This is a genomic window from Bacillus sp. TH25 (genome assembly GCF_016650935.1).
GTDB classification, from domain to species: domain Bacteria; phylum Bacillota; class Bacilli; order Bacillales; family Bacillaceae_G; genus Bacillus_A; species Bacillus_A mycoides.
Window position 1 is genome coordinate 352,333 of the sequence record NZ_JAEKEU010000037.1, and the last position, 20,940, is coordinate 373,272.

Here is a 20,940-nt window from a genome sequence, read left to right on the forward strand (position 1 = left end):
AATAAAATACCTCAAAAATAAAGAAGGAGCCTATGCTCCTTCTTTATTTTTTTCTCCATTTTTTCCACAAATAAAATAATCCAACACAACCTGCGATTGTAATAATCCATTTCGCTACATTTGTTCCGTTAATGACATGATATGCAGAATATACTTCAATCAATAAAGCCGGTATTTTCCCTATTGTGCTGGCAATACTGAAAGAGAGTAATGACATTTTGCCTAGAGCTGCAAATAAAGTAACGATACTGGACGGAATGAAAGGAATAAAACGAAAAGATAGGACTAGTAGAAATGCCTCTCTGCCTTCTACGTAAAGAAGGCGTTCTACCTTTGGATACTTATTTACTTTATCGTGAGTGAACCTTTGAAGGCCTATACGATAAATATAAAACGAGATAATAGCCCCCAATGCCTCACCTGCGATCGAAATGATTGTACCATTTGTTACACCGAAGAGTTGTATATTAATAGCGGTCAAAAAAATACTAGGGATAAAACCTAAAAGACTGATGATGATGTTGATTAAGATACTAAGTGGAATTGCGATTGAATAATAATCTGTTAAGAAGTTTTGAATTGTTTCAACCATGTTATAAAATCCTTTATCTTTTTTTGCATTACACCATATTTCTATTGTATAGGCAAGTGCAAATTTACATAATGTAGAAAACAGTTGATAGAAAGGGTTTCGCATACCTTATGTAGGTATTGGGTATATAAAAATAGGGGTATATTTAACTTGTTTGAAAAACACTACATAAATCCTATGTTTAAAGGGTTCATGTAGTATTTTGATTGGTGTTTTAATCTGGGAAATAATTATAAAAACATGGGGGTATATTTTAAAAAGGGCGAAAAACAGTGATTTGATGAAAGGGGGTGGAAAATATAGAAAAATGAATGAGGATTTTAAAACTGTATACATTTTTTCTTTGTGAAATTGACTTTTAGTGGAGTTACGATAATAATCATGGAAGAGGTGATACGATGAAACGATTAAGTAGTCTTTTCTTGAGTAGTTTATTGGCACTAATGCTGATTTTAAGTGGATGTGCAGGAAAAGAACAAAAAACAGAAAAACCAAAAGAGGATCATTTTACATCAGTAGAAAAAATTAGTGATAATATTTTAGATGAAATGGAAGGGCCACCTAAAAATGGTCATACGATTGAAAGGCATGTAGGCAAATCAGAAGAGGATTTGAAGAATCGTTTGAAGACAGATAAAGTTTCAGCGGCAAGTACATACTATGATAAGGAAACAGCGACAAAGGCTGTGAAAGATAGTTTAAAACAACATGATAAAGAAATTCAGGATTGGTTGAAAAACTCTAAAGAGGCTCGCCTTGTATTGAATACAAATCATTCATTCCCAGTTGGAAAAACGGTAATAAAGAAAAATATGAATGTAAAAGACAAACTAGTAAAGACTGTTACTGTTTTAGCGAGAGATAAATCAGGAAATCTAGGATTTAAGATTATTACTTCTTATCCATCAGATAAATAAAAGGGGGGAGTATATATGTATCCAACATTACAATACTTTCTTAAATCGTACTGTACGTTAAGTATTCATGAGGATGAAATAGTAAGCGTGATGGAAGAGTTTATAGAGCAAGAGGACGAAGAGATTGTTTTGAAATTACGCGATGAATTAGTAAATATGAAGAAAAAGAACGCGTGGGAAGAAGCGTGCGTATTAGCTGCGAAGCAAGGAAATCGTGTGTGGTCTTTAGAAGAAACGAAAGATCATCTGGAAATTTTTTACTATTATTGCAAAAGAAAAAGGCGTGAGTAAATCACGCCTTTTTGTATACGCTTTTTGAAATTTGTCCATTTGAGAGTACTTCACCGTTTTGTGTTACTTTTTTATACGTAACCGCTGTTATTTTATCACCAGTATTACTAATTACTTGAGAAGAAACTTCAACATTTTTACCAGTATTTGTACCGAAAATACGTGTAGTAATACTACCGCCATTTGAAAATGCTTGAATGTAAATATGCTTACCTGTATTGTTTTTAAATTTTAAATCCGGACCATAATCTGCCACTGCTGCATCTTGCCCAAGTGGTAAATAATTTACGGGCATAGAATGATTGCTTCGAGAAACAATTCCTAAATCCGCCCTTAAAGCTGCGCTGTATAAAGTACTACTTACTTGGCAAACGCCTCCGCCTGCACTTTGTATAACTTTACCTTGTGAATATACTGCTGCGGATTTATAACCATGTGCAGCATCAGTTACGCCAACACGGCCATTAAAACTAAACGTTTCATCAGGTGCTACAATAACTCCACTTAAAGTGTTAGCTGACTTATTTACGTTATAGGACTGATTTCCATTACGGCCAGCCATTGGGGTAGAGTATTCAGCAATCACTTCTTTAATCCCCATTTGTTGTATATCTTCTGTAGAACGTTCAGGTTTTATTAGTGTAACTGGTAATACAACATCGGGTGTGCCAGAAGTAATAGCTGCGCTTGTTAAATCGGTTAATTTTCCTTTATCAATTTTTTCTCCATTTTGACTTTGGCTAATATTTACTGTAGAGCCTTCAACACTTAATTCGGCGTTGACAGGATTTTTTAATGTTTCATTATATTTATCCTTTATAAAGGTTTCATAAGTTGTTGTATTTAATTGTGGTGTTAATTTATAGTCACGTTTTACTTCACCGTTTTCAGCTTGCTTACGCATGTTGTAACGATTCATTACGTTCCCTTCTTGTTCTTTAAAGATATTGTCGACAATATCCTTCTCTTTATAATCTACTCCTAAATCTTTCCACGTGTAATTTTGCTTATCATTTTGGAATACGTAGTTAAGAGATTTTTGATTTAATTCATTCATCTTTTGATTAACAAGGGCTTGAATATCTGCTTTATTTTTTCCATCAAGAGAAATACCTTCAAATGTAGTGTTTGGTAGTGCAGTTGTATTTAGTTGATTATTTAATTTGGATACATATTGATATCCACCAATACCACCAACACAAAGTAATATGCCACCAGCAATAGCGGAACCAATCAGTATTTTGCTTAGCTTCATTTATTTCCCCCCAGAAAAATTTGTATAAATATATGTATTACATTTTTTGTATAAAAATGATGAAAATAACATTATGTACGTCCTAGTATACTATTATTTTCACTACGTGTGTAATGTTTTCATAAAAAATGTTACACTGTTGTAATAATTGTCTCTTTTTGTCACAATATGCATGAGAAATATGTTGAAAATTATAATAAAAAGGCTGCTTAGAAAAATCTAGCAGCCTTTTTATTATAATTTTTTATGCTCATTTTTATTCGTAACACCGAGATGTTCTTGAAGTGTTGTCGATATATCATTAACACTCTTTTCGTTTGGAACGTAATAATAAATACCACCTATATATTTATCAGTACCTTCCACTTGCAATTTATCCATTTTTAAATTTGAATCCATTGAATTTTTTGCAATAGTCATCATATCATCAAAAGTTAAATTTGTTTTTAAGTCTGTATCGACAGCATCTAATAGGCTTCCGATTTTATTAATGGAATTGAGAGATAGGGCTTTTTCAGCAATAGCCTCTAAAACAAGTTGTTGTCGTTGACCACGCATATAATCACTATCAATATGACGCGTTCTAGCTAGTGCAAGTGCTTCTTCTCCATTTAAATGTTGACGCCCTTTTTTTAGGTGAATTGCATCTGCTTCGTCGCTACTATTTTGTTCTGTGAACTCAACTGGAACGTCGACAGTTATACCACCTAGAGAATCAACAATCTTGATAAAGGATTTGAAATTAAATTTTACATAGTAATCAACTGGTACATCTAAAAATTTTTCTACTGTATCAATTGTGCTGTCTACACCACCAAATACATGTGCATGTGTAATTTTATCATATTTATCACGTGATTTAATGAAGACGCGTGAATCACGTGGAATGCTGACTAGTTTAACAGATTTATCATTTTTATTAATTGTTGCAAGTAGTAATGCATCTGTACGAGTCGCTTTTCCGTAACCTTTTTCCCTGATATCACTTTCATCAACACCCATGATCAGGACAGAAATATTATCAGTCATAGGTTTAACAGCTTTTTCACGTTTGCTGGATTTATCTCCTCGGCCGAGTTCAGAATAAGCGTTGCTTAAGACGGATTTTGCTTTACTGTATATATGGAAGGAATAGCCTCCTGCTCCCATTGCTACAATAAGTAAGGGAATAAGAATGAACCAAAGTAGGCGCTTTTTCTTTGAACGTCCTTTTTTGGCTCGAGTTTCGTTGTTAATGTCGGATTTCATCATTTTTTCTCCTTTAAAACAATCAAAGTGTATACATCTAGAAGCGTATTAAAACACATAAAAAATATTTTACGCTAAATAAAAGGTATTGTACATGTATAAAAAATAGATGTATTGATTATTTATCCCGCATTAACGGGCAGTAAAACTCCCACCTCAAAGTCCAGCGAATGCAAGGAAGTTAGGTGGGAGATAACTGCCCGTAAATGCCCGATTGGTTCAACTAATAATCAGAGGGGGATAGCCCCCTCTGATTAAAGTTTCACTTTATAAGACATCTATTCGTTATTGTATACAAAAGACAGGGATAAGAAAATGATAAAATTTTACCTAATTAAAGCATAATACTTACAATAATCGCAGATAAAATACTAACAAGAGTAGCGCCGTATAGTAATTTTAAGCCGAACCGGGCAACAACATTTCCTTGTTCTTCGTTTAACCCTTTTACCGCACCGGAAATAATTCCAATGGAAGAAAAGTTGGCAAAAGAAACGAGGAAGACAGAAATAATACCAACTGTACGGATAGAAAGAGTGCTGGAAATTTTACTAAGATCCATCATTGCTACAAATTCATTTGTTACAAGCTTTGTTGCCATAATGCTACCAGCTGCGACAATTTCAGAACTTGGTACACCGATAAGAAATGCAATAGGAGCAAATACGTAGCCGATTAATTGCTGAAAAGTAATGCCGAATATAATGAGGAATAGGTCATTAATGCAGCTAATTAATGCTACGAATCCGATGAGCATAGCACCGACGACAATGGCTACCCGGAAACCATCAAGAATATATTCGCCAAGCATTTCAAAGAAACTTTGCTTTTCACCTTTTATTTCCAAAATATCTTCTTCATCTTTAACGTCGTAAGGGTTAATGATGAGTACGATAATAAAACCGCTAAATAAATTGAGAACGAGTGCGGTTACTACATATTTAGGTTCAATCATCGTCATATAGGCACCTACGATAGACATAGATACTGTTGACATGGCTGATGCACAAAGTGTATAAAGACGGTGTTTTGGAATTTGAGCTAATTGCTTTTTTACCGTAATAAAAACTTCTGATTGGCCGACAATAGCGGAAGCGATGGCATTGTAAGATTCTAATTTCCCAAGACCATTTATCTTGCTAAGAAAGAAACCAATCCAATGAATAAAAAATGGTAGTATTTTGAAATGTTGTAATATACCAATTAAGACGGAAATAAAGACAATCGGTAATAATACAGTAAGGAAAAATGACATCTCACCTTTATTTGCAAGACCGCCAAATACAAAGTTTATACCATCAGCAGCATACTCGAGTAGCTTTGTGAACAGGCTGGAAATGACCCGGATAAGTATGAGACCAATTTCTGTATTTAATAATAAATAGGTTAAAATTAACTGTATAATAAGCATGATGAAAATAGGTTTGAATTTAATGTGTTTCTTATTATTGCTAGCAATATAAGCAAGGAAGAAAACAACGATAAGTCCGACGAAAAAAGTGATAAATTTCATAGTAAGCCTCCTAAAAGAGATATTCTGCTATATATGTTTTTCATTTCAAGGGAGAATATGCATCTTTGGTAAAGAAAGGAATAGAGAAATCATGAATATATGTAAAGTACATCACGTTGCAATTATTTGTTCAAATTATGAAGTGTCAAAGGATTTTTATACACGAATATTAGGTTTTAAAGCGATAAATGAAGTATATAGAAAGGAACGAGATTCTTATAAGGTAGATTTATGTGTAGGAGAAGAGTATCAAATAGAATTATTTTCATTTCCAAGTCCGCCTGACCGCGCAAGTTTTCCAGAGGCTGCTGGACTTAGACATTTAGCTTTTGCAGTTACTGATATAGAAGAAGCTGTTAAACATTTAAACCGATGCGATGTTGAGACGGAATTGATACGTGTCGATGAGATAACGGGAAAAAAATTCGTCTTTTTCCAAGACCCTGACGGTTTACCTTTAGAATTGTATGAGGTTTGAAAATTGGTGAATTTTATATAGGGTTGCTTTCAAGTAAATGAAGAAACTAAAGTGAAACTTCTTTATTTAAAGGAGGTGTAACTTTAGCTAAGAAGAGCTAAAGGACATATGTGGATATTTTAAAATTATTGATGGTAGCTGTTCTTATTGCGCTAACAGGTTTCTTTGTAGCTGTAGAGTTTGCAATCATAAAGGTGCGTAGCAGTCGTATTGATCAACTCGTTAGTGAAAAACGACGAGGAGCATTGGCAGCTAAAAAAGTAACTTCGAATTTAGATGAGTATTTATCAGCATGTCAGTTAGGTATTACAATTACTGCTTTAGGGCTTGGGTGGTTAGGAGAGCCCACTATAAAACATATACTCGAGCCGTTGTTTTTAAAACTACACTTATCTCCTGCAATTGCAAGTACAGTTTCATTTATTATTGCCTTTGCAGTTATTACGTTTTTACATGTTGTCATTGGTGAACTTGCTCCGAAGACGCTCGCTATACAAAGGGCAGAGCAAGTTAGCTTATTATTATCGAAGCCAATTATTTACTTTTACCGAGTAATGTATCCGTTTATTTGGGCTTTAAATGGTTCTGCAAGGCTTGTAACAGGGTTATTCGGATTACATCCGGCTTCTGAACATGAAGTAGCTCATTCGGAGGAAGAATTACGATTAATCTTATCTGAGAGTTATGAGAGTGGAGAGATTAATCAAAGGGAATTTAAATATGTAAATAATATTTTTGAATTCGATAATAGAGTCGCAAAGGAAATTATGGTACCTCGTACGGAAGTTGTAGGTTTATATGAGGACGAACCATTTGAAACACATATTAAAATAATCGCACAAGAAAAGTACACGAGATATCCCGTATTTGGTGAAGATAAAGATGAAATTATTGGGATGGTTAATGTAAAGGATTTATTTATTCGTTATATGGATGGTAATCGAGACGAGGGGTGCTCGATTACGCCATATACAAGGCCAGTTATTGAAGTGTTAGAAAATATCCCTATTCATGATTTGCTATTACAAATGCAAAGAAAACGAATTCCATTAGCTGTATTATATGATGAATATGGTGGTACAGCGGGGATCGTTACACTAGAAGATATTTTAGAAGAAATAGTTGGAGAAATCCGAGATGAATACGATGAAGATGAACACCCGCCTATAGAGCATATAAGTGAAGGGTGTAAAATTGTAGAGGGAAAAGTGCTTATTAGTGAAGTAAATGATTTATTTGGCATACACTTAATCGCTGATGATGTAGATACAATTGGTGGCTGGATTATGGTACAAAAGCAAATCGTTGCTGAAGGAGATATTATTGAAAAACACGGCTTTTCTTTTAAAGTTCTTGAAAAGGATATGCATCAAATTAAGCGAGTTGAAATAAAGAAAGTAGAAGAATGAATGGATTTTCTATTATATAAACTTTAATAAAAAGTATATATAGAAAAATAAATGTTTGCGCTTTCAAAAAAGGTGCTATATAGTGAAAGTGGATACTGAAGAATTCATTTAATGATACTCGTATTTTATAGGGCGAATTCTTTAGATAAGGATTTAGAATGAAAAGTATAGGTGATGAAAAATGATAGCAACGAAGGATATACGTATAGAAAAAGATTTTTTAGGTGAAAAGGAAGTACCGAGTGTAGCTTATTATGGTGTACAAACATTACGTGCCGTAGAAAACTTTCCTATTACAGGATACCGCATTCATCCGTCACTCATTACGGCAATGGCAATTGTAAAAAAAGCGGCAGCGCTTGCGAATATAGATACAGGTTACTTAGCTAAAGATATCGGACAAGAAATTGCAGAAGCGGCACAAGAGATTGTTGATGGAAAGTTCCATGATCAATTTATCGTAGACCCGATTCAAGGCGGAGCAGGTACTTCAATTAATATGAATACTAATGAAGTAATTGCAAATAGAGCCTTGGAACGTATGGGATACGAAAAAGGTGAATATGCGAAAATTAGCCCAAACACTCATGTGAACATGGCCCAATCAACAAATGATGCGTTCCCAACTGGGATTCATATAGCAACTCTTATGATGCTGGAAGAACTTCTTGTTACAATGGAAGAACTTCACTCTGCTTTTCATGATAAAGCAAAAGAGTTTGATCACGTTATTAAAATGGGGCGTACGCATTTGCAAGATGCAGTTCCAATTCGCCTTGGACAAGAATTTGAAGCATATAGCAGAGTGCTAGAGCGTGATATAAAAAGAATTAAACAGTCTCGTCAACATTTATACGAAGTTAATATGGGTGCGACAGCTGTCGGTACGGGATTAAATGCAAACCCTACTTATATAGAACAAGTTGTGAAGCATTTACGAACTTTTAGTGGTTTCCCTCTTGTTGGTGCAGAGCACTTAGTTGATGCGACGCAAAACACAGATGCATATACAGAAGTATCTGCAGCACTAAAAGTATGTATGATGAATATGTCTAAAATTGCAAATGACCTTCGTATTATGGCGTCTGGTCCACGTGTTGGGTTGGCGGAAATTCAATTACCAGCTCGTCAACCAGGTTCATCTATTATGCCGGGTAAAGTAAATCCAGTTATGGCAGAAGTAATTAACCAAGTTGCTTTCCAAGTAATTGGAAATGACCATACAATTTGCTTAGCGTCAGAAGCTGGCCAATTAGAGTTAAATGTAATGGAACCGGTATTAGTATTTAATTTAATTCAATCCATCAGTATTATGAACAATGGATTCCGTGTATTCCGTGAATATTGTATTAAAGGAATTACAGCGAATGAAGAGTTGCTTAAGCAATATGTTGAAAAAAGTGTTGGAGTTATTACAGCAGTGAATCCTCATATTGGTTATGAAGCAGCTTCTCGCATTGCACGTGAAGCAATTGCGACAGGAAAATCTGTTAGGGAGCTATGTTTAGAACATGGTGTACTTACAGCAGAAGAGCTTGATATTATTTTGGATCCATATGAAATGACGCATCCCGAAATTGCTGGTGCTTCTTTATTAAAGAATAAAAAAATGTAATGTAAAAAGCACCGATCCATTTGGATCGGTGCTTTTTTTAGAAGATATTAAATACAGAGTTAAGTTGAAGTAAGCTAATAATAGCTAAGAAGATTAAACTATATTTCATTACTATTTTAAATAGAGCAGATTCTTGACCAACTAGTCCAACTGCTGCACAAGCAACTGCTACAGATTGTGGTGAAACCATTTTTGCGATTGTACCACCAACTACGTTTAATGAAACGAGAGTAGAGGGTACGATGTTTAACTGATCGGCAGTTACTGCTTGAAGTGGTGCGAATAATGAACCACTTGATACGACTGAACCTGTAATGAATACGCCAATCCATCCTAAGATTGGAGAAAGAACTGGGAATGCATTTCCTGTAGAAGAGAATGCAAGTCCAAGTGTAGATGACATACCAGAGTAGTTTTCTACGTAAGCTAAAGCGATAACGCTACAAATTGTATATACTGGAACTTTTAGTTCTTTTATTGTTTCGATCATTAATTCTTTAATCATTTTGCCGTTTACACGGTAGACGATAAGTGAAACGATGATTGCTAATACAATCGCAGTAGTTGTAGAAGAGAATACATCTAGTTTGAAAATCGCTGCGAAAGGTGTATCAGCCTTTGTAATTGGTGCAGTTTTCATAACCGCATTATGAAGACCAGGGAATTGAATGTTAAATACTAAGTTTGCCAATGGACCATCCGGAGCAAATAAAGCTTTAATTGGTTTTAAATTAAAGATTGTTACAAATGCAGTTAAGAATACGAATGGGGACCAAGCATATAAAATTTGATTGAATGTATGAGATTCTTTTTCTTCTTGTTTTTCTTCTTTAGCAGAAGATTTTGGTTGCCAAACACGTAAGAATAATGTAAGAGCGACCATACTTACGACTGCTGCGAAAATATTAGTAAGTTCAGCGCCTAAGAAGTAAGTCACAAGGAACTGAGTAATTGCGAAAGAAACACCACTTACAAGAATACCTTGCCAAGTTTCTTTAATGCCTTTAAATCCATCTACCATTGAAACAAGTAAGAACGGTAAAACAATGCTAATGAATGGCAAAATGTAAACAGCTTGACGACCGACAGTTAATGCATCTAGCCCAGTTAATTGTGCAGGTACTGTAACTGGAATACCCATAGCACCCATAGCACCACCAGCGATATTAGCTACTAAGCAAATACCTGCTGCTTTTAATGGATTAAAGCCCATACCTACAAGTAATGCAGCTGTAATAGCAACTGGAACACCGAAACCAGCTGCGCCTTCTAAGAAAGCACCGAAAGAATAAGCGATTAATAATACTTGTAAACGCTGATCATTTGTAATACTTGAAATGCTATCACGAATGACATTGAATTGTTCTGTTTTAACAGTTAATTTGTAAAGGAAGATAGCTGCGATAACGATAGTACAAATTGGATAAAATCCAGATAAAACACCGAATCCGGCAGATGCTACAGCTACAGTTGCGGGCATTTTATAAACAAATATAGCAAGAATAATAGCGACGATCACACTATAAAGCCCAGCCATGTAACCTTTCATTTTGAATCCCACTAAACAAATAATGAAGCAAAAAATTGGGAGTGCTGCGATTAGTGCAGATAACCAAATATTGTTTAATGGGTCATAAATTTGTGTCCAAGTACTCATAATAATGACAACTCCTATCTATTATATGTGAAGAAATTCACATTATTTGTGAAACTATTCACAATCAACTTACATGCTTAGTATATTCTCCTTCAACACTATTGTCAACGTGAAAAAGTATAATTATTCCATAATAGTATTAAAAGTAACATTTTGTTCATAAAGTAGACAAAAAGCGTAATCAAATTGATTTGATTACGCTTTTATAAATTATTGACATATTCTTTCATTTTTTCATATGTCATTGGTCCTACATGTTTATATTGAATGACACCGTTTGAATCGATGACAAAAGATGTTGGAATACTGATAATTTGATATGCAGCACTTGCCTGTCCTTTCTGATCTAATAGGACGGGGAAGGTATATTTGTTTTCTTCAAGAAATTGTTTTACATTGTTCGGGTCTTTTTCAGTAGCTGTCGCATTTACAGCAACAATTTCAATCCCCATATCTTTAGTATCGTGATAAAACTTTTCCATATCAGGCATTTCTATTTTGCATGGACCACACCAGCTTGCCCAAAAATTCAATATTACTTTTTTTCCTTTATAGTCTGTAAGACGAACTTCTTGACCAGTGGTTGTTTCTAGAAGGAAATTGCGGGCAACATTGCCAACTTCAGTTCCAATGGGGGTGTTTGATTTTGAAGCTATATCTTCTTTGTTGTCTAATAGGAAGTGATCGATAATAGTCCAGCCAACCGCAATGCTAATTAACGAAATAATAAACCATTTTTTAATATTACATCATCCTCCTTACTTAAATTTCCTTTTCATCGTAACAAAGTGGTTAAATATGGTCAAATTACTTTACGATAGGTTATCAATTATGGACGGTATTTTACAATATCATTACTGTACATTTCAGTAAGGTGAAAATATAACAAAAAGGCTGATAAATCAACATTTGTAAGCAAAGTATTACTATCCCTTTGTTTTGCTTTTTCTTTATATCATATAGTATAATATTCAAAATCAGCAGGGATTTTTTCCTGAACTGTGTGCTGATAAAAGGAGGAAAAATTTTTCAGCATTATAGGTTGATAAAGTTATGTCGTAACAGGAAATATAAGAACAGATATATAAATAAATAATAAAGAAAATAAAAACGAAAATGAGGGGAACTTTATGAACCAAAACCAATTTGACTGTCGTATTTCAGAAGAAGACGTACAGATGTTAAGAGCATTAGCTCATCCACTTCGTCTACGTTTAGTAATGGAACTAATGCAGCGTGGAACATGTAATGTAACACAATTACAAGAGGTATTAGAAATTCCGCAATCAACTGTTTCGCAGCATTTAACGAAATTAAAGCAAAATAAAGTAGTACGCTTTGAGAGACGCGGGTTAGAAGTGTATTATCAAATTCATAACGATAAAGTAAGTGAAGTAGTAAAAACATTATTTTCTTAATTTTTGAATATTATGGAAAAAAAGACGTGTGAAATATACGTCTTTTTTTATTTGGAAAGGGTCTAATAATAGGAAGATTTGAGAGCGTATATATTAGCGCGTTAGAAAGAAACAAACTATCGGTTGAAGTGCTAAATTGACGGAATATATTCTGAAGGGATATGAAAAGATAGAAAGGAGTGTTGTAAGCCAAAGGAGGAACAATATAATGGATGTAAAACGTGTGAAACAGATATTATCTTCTTCAAGTAGAATTGATGTTACATATGAAGGCGTACCAGTATGGATTGAGAGCTGTGACGAGCAGAGCGGAGTTGCTCAAGTATATGATGTATCTAATCCTGGAGAAAGCGTTCACGTGGATGTGACGGCTTTAGAGGAGAAGTAATAGAAAAGACGCTTCTAATTGTAGAAGCGTCTTTTTTATTTACTATTCCATCATATGTGCAATTTTCTTAGAGAACATAAGAAGTACTAATCCTAGCACGATTACGATAACACCGATGCTTGCGAATACTTCTAAATATCCTAAAGATTGAGTGAAAGCAGCTAATTGTCCTGCTAATAAGTTTGCCAAGCCAGTACCAGCTAACCATACACCCATTAATAATGATGCTAATTTAAGAGGAGCTATTGCACTTACCATAGATAATCCAATTGGTGATAAGAATAGTTCACCGATTGTGTGGAACATGTAAGTGAATACAATGAATAGTAAGTTTGCTTTCATTGTAATGTTACCTTCATCGCTACCAGTTTTTAGAACAGCTAAAGTTAAAACTAAGTACCCGATTCCTAGTAAAATCATACCAAAAGCCATTTTTGTAGGGATTTTTAAATCCCCATTTTTGGTTTTTGAAAGTTTAATCCATAATGCAGAAACTGGTAATGCTAATAAGATAATGAATAATGGGTTTACAGATTGGAACCAAGGTGTTGGAATTGTAAATCCACCAATTGTACGATCTACGAACTTATCTGTGTAAAGTGTTAAAGAACTACCAGCTTGTTCAAATCCTGCCCAGAAGAATACAACGAAACAAGTTAAAATTAAAATTGCAGTAGTACGTTTTTTCTCTTGTGTTGTTAAAGGTTTTTTCTCAATTGCTTTTGCATTTTTTTCTTTAGACTTTTTACCGACAACAGTTGTTCCGATAGACCCTAAGTAACGAGGTGCTAAGAAATTAAAGGCAATCTGTCCAATAATCATACCGATACAAGCTGTTAAGAAACCGTATCTATAATCTGTGAAGTAACCACAAATGAATGGAGCGATAAGAGCTCCTAAGTTAATTCCCATGTAGAAGATAGTGAAGGCACTATCACGACGAGAATCGTTGTCGCTATATAATTGACCTAGTAAAGTCGAGATATTTGGTTTGAAGAATCCGTTACCGATAACTAATAATCCTAATCCTAAAAATAGTCCAGTTTTCGTGTTCATTGAAAATAGTACGAAGTTACCAATCGCCATAATGATACCGCCGATGGTAATGGCATGTCGTTTCGTAATGAAATGGTCAGTTAACCAGCCACCAATAATCGGTGTGAAATATACAAGCATTGTGAAAATACCGTAAATTTGAACTGCAACTGCTTTATCAAATCCTAAACCGCCACTTACTAAGCTCGTTGTTAAATAAAGAACTAATAAGCCACGCATTCCGTAATAACTAAATCTTTCCCATGCTTCTGTAAAGAACAACAAATATAATCCTGGTGGATGTTTTTTTGGTGATTGTTGCTCTCCAGCTTTGTCTAATTTTAAAGCTGCATCCATGTTTGTTTCCCCCTAATCCTGTATAACGGATATTTATGTAATTATTTTAATTCACAAAATATTTAGAAGTCAATAGAATTATATGGAAATAGCAAGAAAGTTTCTGAAAAAATCTATTTTTCTTCAACTGTTATTGTAGTTTTCCCTGAAAACAAGATAATAAGCGTTTTCAAATGTAGTAATTGAATTCTAAAAGAAAGTAAAATAGTGATAAATCAGAAAATTTAGATTAGAATATTTATTCTGATATAGAGAAAATAAACTATATTTACTTTTATAATATAACATATCGGGAATAAAAATACAAAATGAAATAATGTGACACTTCAGTGAAATGAAAAAACCAGCTCCATAAAAGAGGGAGCTGGTTAGAATAAAATTATTTAACAAAGCGTTTTTCAATATCATCTAGTAGTAAGTTAGCGGCGATTACACCACCAGCTGTATTCCAAATAACATCGTCAACTTTGTATGCTTTTCCATTCTTTACTGCATTTAAGTTTTTAAATAGAGGATCGTTTATATATTCTTTTTCTAGTTCAGAACCTTTTTTCTCGTTGCCTTTATCGAATGTGAAGTAGAATAATACATCACCATCCATTGCAGAAATACGCTCTTTAGATACATTGCGTTCTGCGAAATCATCTTTGTTTTGATCTCCAGGACGTTTAAATCCAAGTTCTTTTAAAATAACACCAGAGAATGTATCGCCATGATAAATACGAACATCACCAGGCATAAAACGTACCATAGAAATTTCTTGATTTACTTTATCGCCAAGTTGGCCTTTCAAATCTTTCATACGTTTTTCGTAATCAGCTAAAACCTTTTGACCTTCTTTTTCTTTATTTAAAGCCTTTGCATAAAATGTGAAGTTATCTTTCCATTCACCGCGTAATGTTTCAGAGAACACAGTAGGTGCGATTGCTTTTAGTTGCTCGTACACTTTTTCGTGACGCATTTTGTTACCGATAATTAAGTCTGGTTTTAAAGAAGCAATCGTTTCAACGTTAACTTGTCCTTCGTCGCCAACAACTTTTACATCTTTCATTTTGTCCTTAATATGTGGATACCACGGATCACCAGTCCAAGACTTTACAGCACCAACGGGTTTCACACCTAATTCAAGTAAAGCTTCAGTTCCTTCATTCGTTAAAATAACTACACGTTTTGGATTAGCAGGAACTTCTGTTTTACCCATTGCGTGTTCAACGGTAATCATTTCTTTTTTATTATCTTTTTTTGTTGATTCTTCTTTGTTATTTGATTTTCCACAAGCACTTAAAAGAAGTGAAAAAGCTAGTAGAAATACAAATACTGTAAACGATTTCTTTTGCATGAAATTCATTATGTACCCCCTACATGTTGAGAATATTTTTCAATAGCAAGCATGATATTAAGCCTTTATCTTTTGATTGTCAATATATAGTACTGAAAATAGTTCTCATTATCGTTGACAATGAGAATTAAGTTGAAATACACTTACAACGTATCATTATACATTGAAGGGGAAACGCTGCATGTTATTAAAAACAAATCAAGCAAAATGGATTGGATTATTTGTTGGAATCGTTGCAGTCGTTATTTGTATTTGGGGAAGTATTATTTTCGGATATACAAATACGAGCTGGAAATTAGCTTTAGATGCTTTTTTCCATTTTAATGGTTCAAATGAGCATATTATTATTCAAAATGTGCGTCTACCAAGGGCGTTAATTGCAGCAAGTGTTGGTGCTAGTTTAGCCATTGCGGGTTGTTTGATGCAAACTTTAACAAAGAATCCGCTTGCTTCTCCAGATTTTATTGGATTAAATTCAGGCGCTGCGTTCTTTATAGTTGTAGCAATTGTACTCTTTTCCGTGACATCATTATCAGCTTTTACATGGATTGCCTTTTTAGGAGCGGCAGTTGCAGCAGTACTTGTATTTGCCTCTAGTTCTTTAGGAAAAGAAGGGACAACGCCTCTTAAGTTAACATTAGCAGGTGTAGCGATAAGCGCTTTATTTTCATCATTAACACAAGGGTTACTTGTATTAAATGAAAAAGCATTTGAAGAAGTGTTATTTTGGCTTGCCGGATCTGTGCAAGGAAGAAAGTTAGAGATTTTACAATCAGTATTCCCGTATTTATTAATAGGCTGGATTGCATCTTTTATGATGGCAGGGAAAGTAAATACATTAATGATGGGGGAAGATGTCGCAAAGGGGCTCGGACAACGAACGATTTTAATGAAATCATTCGTGTTACTTATTATTGTACTGTTGTCTGGTGGTTCAGTTGCGGTTGCTGGTCCAATTGGATTTATTGGCATCGTTACTCCTCATTTCGCAAGAGCTCTTGTTGGGGTAGATCACAGATGGAGAGTACCCTATAGCGGATTGTTAGGTGCAATACTATTAATCTTGGCTGATATAGCAGCAAGATATGTCATTATGCCACAAGAAGTACCAGTAGGGGTTATGACAGCATTTATCGGGGCCCCATTCTTTATTTATATTGCACGTAAGAGAGGGCTTAGCAAATGAAGAAGTATATTCCGTTTCGTATTGGAAAAGGCGAGCTCTCGTTTTTAATGTATAAACGAGCTTGTCTCGTCTTATTGAGTTTACTAGTTGTTTTAATAGGATTATTTTTTGCGAGTGCAGGTATGGGGGATATGAAAATTGCTCCTTATGACGTATGGCAAGCGATTACCGGAAATGGTGATGCGATGTCAAATATGGTTGTAAATAAATTTCGTATGCCGCGTATTTTAATTGCTATCCTCGTAGGAATTGCGCTTGCGGTAGCGGGCTGTATTTTACAAGGGCTCGTTCGAAACCCACTTGCTTCTCCTGATATCATCGGAATTACGGGCGGGGCAAGTGTTGCAGTTGTACTCTTTTTAGCTATATTTAGTGATAAAAACAATGCGTTAACAGTAAGCATTCATTATATGCCGCTAGCAGCTTTTGCTGGGGCAACAATTGTAGCGTTTTTTGTATATTTATTTGCCTGGAAAAATGATGGATTATCACCGATTAGTCTTGTTTTAATTGGTGTTGGATTTTGGGCATTAACGAAAGCAGCAACAACTTTATTTATGTTGTTAGCACCAATTTATCAAGCAAGTCAAGCGAATGTATGGATCACAGGTACTGTTTACGGTTCTTCATGGCAAAATGTTATGGTACTTGCGCCGTGGGTTCTCATTTTAACGACAATATCATTTATCGCTGCGAGACATTTAAATGCACAAGAGCTAGGGGATGATATAGCAGTGGGACTTGGTGTTCCTTTAACGAAGTCGCGTGTATTTATGTTGTTACTTAGTACAGCTTTAATTGGCGGGGCAGTTGCCTTTGCAGGAGGAATTGGATTTGTTGGTTTAATGGCACCTCATATTTCGCGAAGATTAGTTGGCTCTTTCTACGGTGCATTGCTCCCAGTTGCGGCGATTATCGGTGCAATTCTAGTACTAGCTGCAGATTTAATTGGGCGTACAGTTTTCACACCGCTTGAAATTCCAGCAGGGGTATTTACATCAGCAATTGGTGCACCTTATTTTATTTATTTACTTTATAAAAGTCGGAATTCATAAAGGGAGATGAATATGCAAAAAGCATTGGAGACGAAACGCTTGACGCTGTCGTATGGTGAAACGATTATTATTGATGAGCTGAATTTAGAAATTCCAAAAGGGGAAATTACAATCTTCATCGGTTCTAACGGTTGTGGGAAATCAACTTTATTACGTTCACTAGCTAGATTATTAAAGCCAACAACCGGTGACATTTTGTTAGATAATCAAGCAATTCAAAGTATGCAAACGAAGCAAATCGCTCGTCAAATGGCGATTTTACCGCAAGGGCCACAAGCACCGGAAGGACTTACGGTATTACAACTTGTAAAGCAAGGACGTTATCCATATCAAACATGGCTGAAGCAATGGTCCGAAAAAGATGAGGAAATGGTACAAAAAGCGCTTGCAGCAACGGGTATGACAGAATTTGCTGAGCGTGATGTTCATGCCCTTTCAGGTGGACAACGTCAACGTGCTTGGATTGCAATGACCCTTGCACAAGATACAGATATTATTTTGCTTGATGAACCGACTACATATTTAGATATGACGCACCAAATTGAAGTGTTAGATTTATTATTCGAATTAAATGAAACAGAGCAAAGAACGATTGTTATGGTATTGCACGATTTAAATTTGGCATGTCGTTATGCAGACAACATTGTAGCTATTCAAGATAAACAAATATATGCGCAAGGTAAACCAGAAGAAGTTATTGACCAGAAGTTAGTTCGGGATGTATTCCGTATGGAGTGTCAAATAAGCGCTGATCCGTTATTTGGGACACCGCTCTGTATCCCGCATGGAAGAGGAAGACGTGTACTTAAAGAGGCTGTTCAGGCGATGAGATAACGAAAAAAGACGATGAGGATTCATCGTCTTTTTTACCCCGCATTAACGGGCAGTAAGATCCCCATCTCAAAATTCAGCGAAAGCAAAGAAGCTGGTTGGGGGATCAACTGCCTGTAAAAGCCCGATTGGTGCGGGCTAATAATCAGTGGGGGATGAACATCCCCCACTGATTAAAGTTTCACTTTATTTTCGGCAAGAAAATAATAGAAAAAGGGGAATACGTAAACGTCGTTCATATTCTTCTTCATCTTGAAAACAGTTTCGATTTGGTGTAGCTTCTTTTAAGTTTGTAATCGTAAATCCGGCTTGTTGTAATAATGTAAAATATTCTTCCGTAGTCCGGTGATATTTAATAACTTCTTGATCAATCCATGGCTCAACTCGTTTTCCTGTTTTGAAATAATCATCGACGAGCCAACTAGTTCTTTTACCACTCGTTTGCAAGCTTTCAAATGAAGAGGTAATAACGGGATGTTGAACGCTAAAGGTGAAGGTTCCGTTTGTTTTTAAAGTTTGAAACACATTTCGAAAAATGATATCAAGGTGTTCAATATAATGTAAGGCAAGTCTAGATGTTACTAAATCAAAAGTAGAAGGAGGGTATGTGTAGTCTTTGAGGTTTAAAAAATGAACGGTGCCATTTTTATTTTCTAGTTGTTTTTTAGCTTTTTCATACATAAGCTCGGAGCCTTCAATACCAGTGTAAGAGTGGCATCCATGTTCTAATAATTCTTCGCCGAATTTAGCATCACCACAACCTAAATCGAGGGTTTGTTTTCCTGTTACATTGCCAATGAGCTGAAAGAATGCTGGTTTTTCAAGGGATTCGTTTGGACTATTTTCTCGATATCTTCGCTACATATATTGCTCTAAAAACGATTCGTTATTATATACATCAGATTCAGTAAATGCCATTTTAAAAGCCGCCTAAATATTTTTTTAATTCTATCAAATATGAAAAGTAAATGATAGATTTCTTGTAATGAATCATATATAATCTAAAATTGTAAGCGGTTTCTTTAAACTATTTTTCTATAATAAATTCTGAAAACGTGTTAAGCTAGTAGAGGGATTATTAGAACTATTAAGATAATAATCCGCTTACATGAACGATGGGAGGCTTCACGATGTCTAGTAAAACACTTGCAAACTTTTTAGAAGAAAATTTAGAGGATTTAAAATCAAAGGGGCTTTATAACGTAATTGATCCGCTTGAAAGTCCAAATGGACCGATTATTACAATTGGCGGAAAAGAATATATTAACTTATCTTCAAACAACTACCTTGGATTAGCGACTGATAATCGCTTACAAGAAGCAGCAATTGGTGCAATTCATAAGTACGGCGTTGGAGCAGGAGCTGTTCGTACAATTAACGGTACTTTAGATTTGCATATTAAATTAGAAGAAACAATTGCAAAGTTTAAACATACAGAAGCAGCAATTGCTTATCAATCAGGATTTAACTGTAATATGGCAGCGATTTCAGCTGTTATGGATAAAAATGATGCGATTCTTTCAGATGAATTAAACCATGCATCTATTATTGATGGTAGTCGTCTATCAAGAGCGAAAATCATCGTTTATAAGCATTCTGATATGGAAGATTTACGCAAAAAAGCAATCGAGGCAAAAGAATCAGGTCTTTATAATAAATTAATGGTTATTACAGACGGTGTTTTCTCAATGGATGGAGATATTGCAAAATTACCAGAGATTGTTGAAATTGCAGAAGAGCTGGATTTAATGACATATGTAGATGATGCACACGGTTCAGGTGTACTTGGCAAAGGTGCAGGTACTGTAAAACATTTCGGCCTTTCTGATAAAGTTGATTTCCAAATTGGTACATTATCAAAAGCAATTGGGGTAATTGGTGGATATGTAGCTGGGAAACAAAACTTAATCGATTGGTTAAAAGTGCGTTCACGTCCATTCTTATTCTCAACAGCTTTAACACCAGCTGATGCAGCTGCTTGTATGAGATCAATTGAAATTCTAATGGAAAGCACAGAGTTACACGATCGTTTATGGGAAAATGGTCGCTATTTAAAACAAGGGTTAAAAGAACTTGGCTTTAACATTGGAGAAAGTGAGACACCAATTACGCCTTGTATTATTGGTGATGAAGTATTAACACAAGAATTTAGTAAACGTCTAAATGAAGAAGGCGTTTACGCAAAATCTATCGTATTCCCAACTGTAGCAAAAGGAATGGGACGCGTTCGTAATATGCCTACAGCAGCTCATACGAAAGAAATGCTAGATGAAGCAATTCGTAAGTATGAAAGAGTAGGGAAAGAAATGGGTATCATTTAAGTAACGACATCTTTTGAATAGCTTGCAAATGAGGA

The 20,940-nt window shown here is 35.0% G+C and carries 18 protein-coding genes and 2 pseudogenes; 11 read left to right on the forward strand and 9 right to left on the reverse strand.

Going from position 1 to position 20,940, the window contains the following annotated elements; translation table 11 throughout:
- Positions 1-43 precede the first annotated feature (43 nt).
- Positions 44-592: a TVP38/TMEM64 family protein gene (locus JFT89_RS20805; protein ID WP_016097205.1), complete on the reverse strand. Its 549-nt coding sequence runs from the start codon at positions 590-592 to the stop codon at positions 44-46.
- 398 nt (positions 593-990) lie between these two features.
- Here JFT89_RS20805 and JFT89_RS20810 point away from each other — a divergent pair, with 398 nt between their 5' ends.
- Together JFT89_RS20810 and JFT89_RS20815 are read left to right on the forward strand one after the other, a co-directional pair.
- Positions 991-1,509, forward strand: a complete 519-nt coding sequence (locus JFT89_RS20810; protein WP_033706379.1) for an RNase A-like domain-containing lipoprotein — start codon at positions 991-993, stop codon at positions 1,507-1,509.
- Between the two features lie 15 nt (positions 1,510-1,524).
- Positions 1,525-1,796 (forward strand): annotated as a pseudogene (locus tag JFT89_RS20815) (hypothetical protein).
- Positions 1,797-1,801: 5 nt separating this feature from the next.
- Here the strand turns inward: JFT89_RS20815 and JFT89_RS20820 are convergent.
- The 3 genes from JFT89_RS20820 to JFT89_RS20830 form a co-directional block, all read right to left on the reverse strand.
- Entirely contained in the window at positions 1,802-3,055 is a 1,254-nt protein-coding gene (locus JFT89_RS20820; RefSeq protein WP_002063749.1) for a VanW family protein, read from the reverse strand.
- 234 nt (positions 3,056-3,289) lie between these two features.
- A complete protein-coding gene (locus JFT89_RS20825) occupies positions 3,290-4,306 on the reverse strand; it encodes an LCP family glycopolymer transferase (protein WP_002029713.1) in 1,017 nt (338 codons plus the stop codon).
- 331 nt (positions 4,307-4,637) lie between these two features.
- Entirely contained in the window at positions 4,638-5,816 is a 1,179-nt protein-coding gene (locus JFT89_RS20830; protein ID WP_002063751.1) for a NupC/NupG family nucleoside CNT transporter, read from the reverse strand.
- Between the two features lie 91 nt (positions 5,817-5,907).
- Between JFT89_RS20830 and gloA2 the strand changes: the two genes are divergently transcribed.
- The 3 genes from gloA2 (at position 5,908) to aspA (ending at position 9,318) form a co-directional block, all read left to right on the forward strand.
- Complete coding sequence (gene gloA2 / locus JFT89_RS20835) at positions 5,908-6,294, forward strand: SMU1112c/YaeR family gloxylase I-like metalloprotein (protein WP_002063752.1); 387 nt, start codon at positions 5,908-5,910, stop codon at positions 6,292-6,294.
- Positions 6,295-6,404: 110 nt separating this feature from the next.
- Complete coding sequence (locus JFT89_RS20840) at positions 6,405-7,703, forward strand: hemolysin family protein (RefSeq protein ID WP_002063753.1); 1,299 nt, start codon at positions 6,405-6,407, stop codon at positions 7,701-7,703.
- 181 nt (positions 7,704-7,884) lie between these two features.
- The gene (aspA, locus tag JFT89_RS20845; protein WP_002010496.1) at positions 7,885-9,318 is read left to right on the forward strand and encodes an aspartate ammonia-lyase; all 1,434 of its coding nucleotides are present in this window, start codon (positions 7,885-7,887) and stop codon (positions 9,316-9,318) included.
- A 37-nt stretch (positions 9,319-9,355) separates the two neighbouring features.
- Here aspA and JFT89_RS20850 read toward each other — a convergent pair whose 3' ends face one another.
- The gene (locus tag JFT89_RS20850; RefSeq protein ID WP_002029741.1) at positions 9,356-10,975 is read right to left on the reverse strand and encodes a lactate permease LctP family transporter; all 1,620 of its coding nucleotides are present in this window, start codon (positions 10,973-10,975) and stop codon (positions 9,356-9,358) included.
- 203 nt (positions 10,976-11,178) lie between these two features.
- On the reverse strand, positions 11,179-11,718 hold the full coding sequence (locus JFT89_RS20855) for a redoxin domain-containing protein (protein WP_307838615.1): 540 nt from the start codon (positions 11,716-11,718) through the stop codon (positions 11,179-11,181).
- A 387-nt stretch (positions 11,719-12,105) separates the two neighbouring features.
- Between JFT89_RS20855 and JFT89_RS20860 the strand changes: the two genes are divergently transcribed.
- Together JFT89_RS20860 and JFT89_RS20865 are read left to right on the forward strand one after the other, a co-directional pair.
- Positions 12,106-12,393 (forward strand): ArsR/SmtB family transcription factor, encoded by a 288-nt coding sequence (locus JFT89_RS20860; RefSeq protein ID WP_001075217.1) that lies wholly within the window; start codon positions 12,106-12,108, stop codon positions 12,391-12,393.
- A gap of 208 nt (positions 12,394-12,601) precedes the next feature.
- On the forward strand, positions 12,602-12,781 hold the full coding sequence (locus JFT89_RS20865; RefSeq protein ID WP_002063756.1) for an acid-soluble spore protein H: 180 nt from the start codon (positions 12,602-12,604) through the stop codon (positions 12,779-12,781).
- A gap of 42 nt (positions 12,782-12,823) precedes the next feature.
- On the opposite strand, the gene JFT89_RS20870 is transcribed toward JFT89_RS20865, so the two are convergent.
- Complete coding sequence (locus JFT89_RS20870) at positions 12,824-14,173, reverse strand: peptide MFS transporter (RefSeq protein ID WP_002063757.1); 1,350 nt, start codon at positions 14,171-14,173, stop codon at positions 12,824-12,826.
- Positions 14,174-14,552: 379 nt separating this feature from the next.
- Positions 14,553-15,521, reverse strand: a complete 969-nt coding sequence (locus JFT89_RS20875) for an ABC transporter substrate-binding protein (protein ID WP_033706380.1) — start codon at positions 15,519-15,521, stop codon at positions 14,553-14,555.
- A gap of 172 nt (positions 15,522-15,693) precedes the next feature.
- On the opposite strand from JFT89_RS20875, the gene JFT89_RS20880 reads away from it, so the two are divergent.
- The 3 genes from JFT89_RS20880 to JFT89_RS20890 are packed head-to-tail and all read left to right on the forward strand — an operon-like array spanning position 15,694 to position 18,587.
- Positions 15,694-16,698: a FecCD family ABC transporter permease gene (locus JFT89_RS20880; RefSeq protein ID WP_002010489.1), complete on the forward strand. Its 1,005-nt coding sequence runs from the start codon at positions 15,694-15,696 to the stop codon at positions 16,696-16,698.
- Positions 16,695-17,753, forward strand: coding sequence for a FecCD family ABC transporter permease (locus JFT89_RS20885; protein ID WP_002125167.1), 1,059 nt, complete (start codon positions 16,695-16,697; stop codon positions 17,751-17,753). Before JFT89_RS20880 ends, JFT89_RS20885 begins: the two co-directional genes overlap by 4 nt.
- Positions 17,754-17,765: 12 nt before the next feature.
- Positions 17,766-18,587 carry an ABC transporter ATP-binding protein gene (locus JFT89_RS20890; protein ID WP_002167083.1) on the forward strand — a complete coding sequence of 274 codons (822 nt, stop codon included), beginning with the start codon at positions 17,766-17,768 and terminating at the stop codon, positions 18,585-18,587.
- Positions 18,588-18,770: 183 nt separating this feature from the next.
- Here the strand turns inward: JFT89_RS20890 and JFT89_RS20895 are convergent.
- Positions 18,771-19,502, reverse strand: a pseudogene (locus JFT89_RS20895) (class I SAM-dependent methyltransferase).
- Between the two features lie 212 nt (positions 19,503-19,714).
- On the opposite strand from JFT89_RS20895, the gene JFT89_RS20900 reads away from it, so the two are divergent.
- Entirely contained in the window at positions 19,715-20,905 is a 1,191-nt protein-coding gene (locus JFT89_RS20900; protein ID WP_016097211.1) for a glycine C-acetyltransferase, read from the forward strand.
- Positions 20,906-20,940 lie beyond the last annotated feature (35 nt).

Bases quoted from the DNA above. Each gene is read 5' to 3' on its own strand.
- JFT89_RS20900 (WP_016097211.1), top strand. From the start codon at position 19,715: ATGTCTAGTAAAACACTTGCAAACTTTTTAGAAGAAAATTTAGAGGAT.
- JFT89_RS20820 (WP_002063749.1), bottom strand. From the start codon at position 3,055: ATGAAGCTAAGCAAAATACTGATTGGTTCCGCTATTGCTGGTGGCATA.
- JFT89_RS20850 (WP_002029741.1), bottom strand. From the start codon at position 10,975: ATGAGTACTTGGACACAAATTTATGACCCATTAAACAATATTTGGTTA.
- JFT89_RS20825 (WP_002029713.1), bottom strand. From the start codon at position 4,306: ATGATGAAATCCGACATTAACAACGAAACTCGAGCCAAAAAAGGACGT.
- JFT89_RS20865 (WP_002063756.1), top strand. From the start codon at position 12,602: ATGGATGTAAAACGTGTGAAACAGATATTATCTTCTTCAAGTAGAATT.
- JFT89_RS20810 (WP_033706379.1), top strand. From the start codon at position 991: ATGAAACGATTAAGTAGTCTTTTCTTGAGTAGTTTATTGGCACTAATG.
- JFT89_RS20880 (WP_002010489.1), top strand. From the start codon at position 15,694: ATGTTATTAAAAACAAATCAAGCAAAATGGATTGGATTATTTGTTGGA.
- JFT89_RS20830 (WP_002063751.1), bottom strand. From the start codon at position 5,816: ATGAAATTTATCACTTTTTTCGTCGGACTTATCGTTGTTTTCTTCCTT.
- JFT89_RS20890 (WP_002167083.1), top strand. From the start codon at position 17,766: ATGCAAAAAGCATTGGAGACGAAACGCTTGACGCTGTCGTATGGTGAA.
- aspA (WP_002010496.1), top strand. From the start codon at position 7,885: ATGATAGCAACGAAGGATATACGTATAGAAAAAGATTTTTTAGGTGAA.
- JFT89_RS20870 (WP_002063757.1), bottom strand. From the start codon at position 14,173: ATGGATGCAGCTTTAAAATTAGACAAAGCTGGAGAGCAACAATCACCA.
- JFT89_RS20885 (WP_002125167.1), top strand. From the start codon at position 16,695: ATGAAGAAGTATATTCCGTTTCGTATTGGAAAAGGCGAGCTCTCGTTT.
- JFT89_RS20860 (WP_001075217.1), top strand. From the start codon at position 12,106: ATGAACCAAAACCAATTTGACTGTCGTATTTCAGAAGAAGACGTACAG.
- gloA2 (WP_002063752.1), top strand. From the start codon at position 5,908: ATGAATATATGTAAAGTACATCACGTTGCAATTATTTGTTCAAATTAT.
- JFT89_RS20805 (WP_016097205.1), bottom strand. From the start codon at position 592: ATGGTTGAAACAATTCAAAACTTCTTAACAGATTATTATTCAATCGCA.
- JFT89_RS20875 (WP_033706380.1), bottom strand. From the start codon at position 15,521: ATGAATTTCATGCAAAAGAAATCGTTTACAGTATTTGTATTTCTACTA.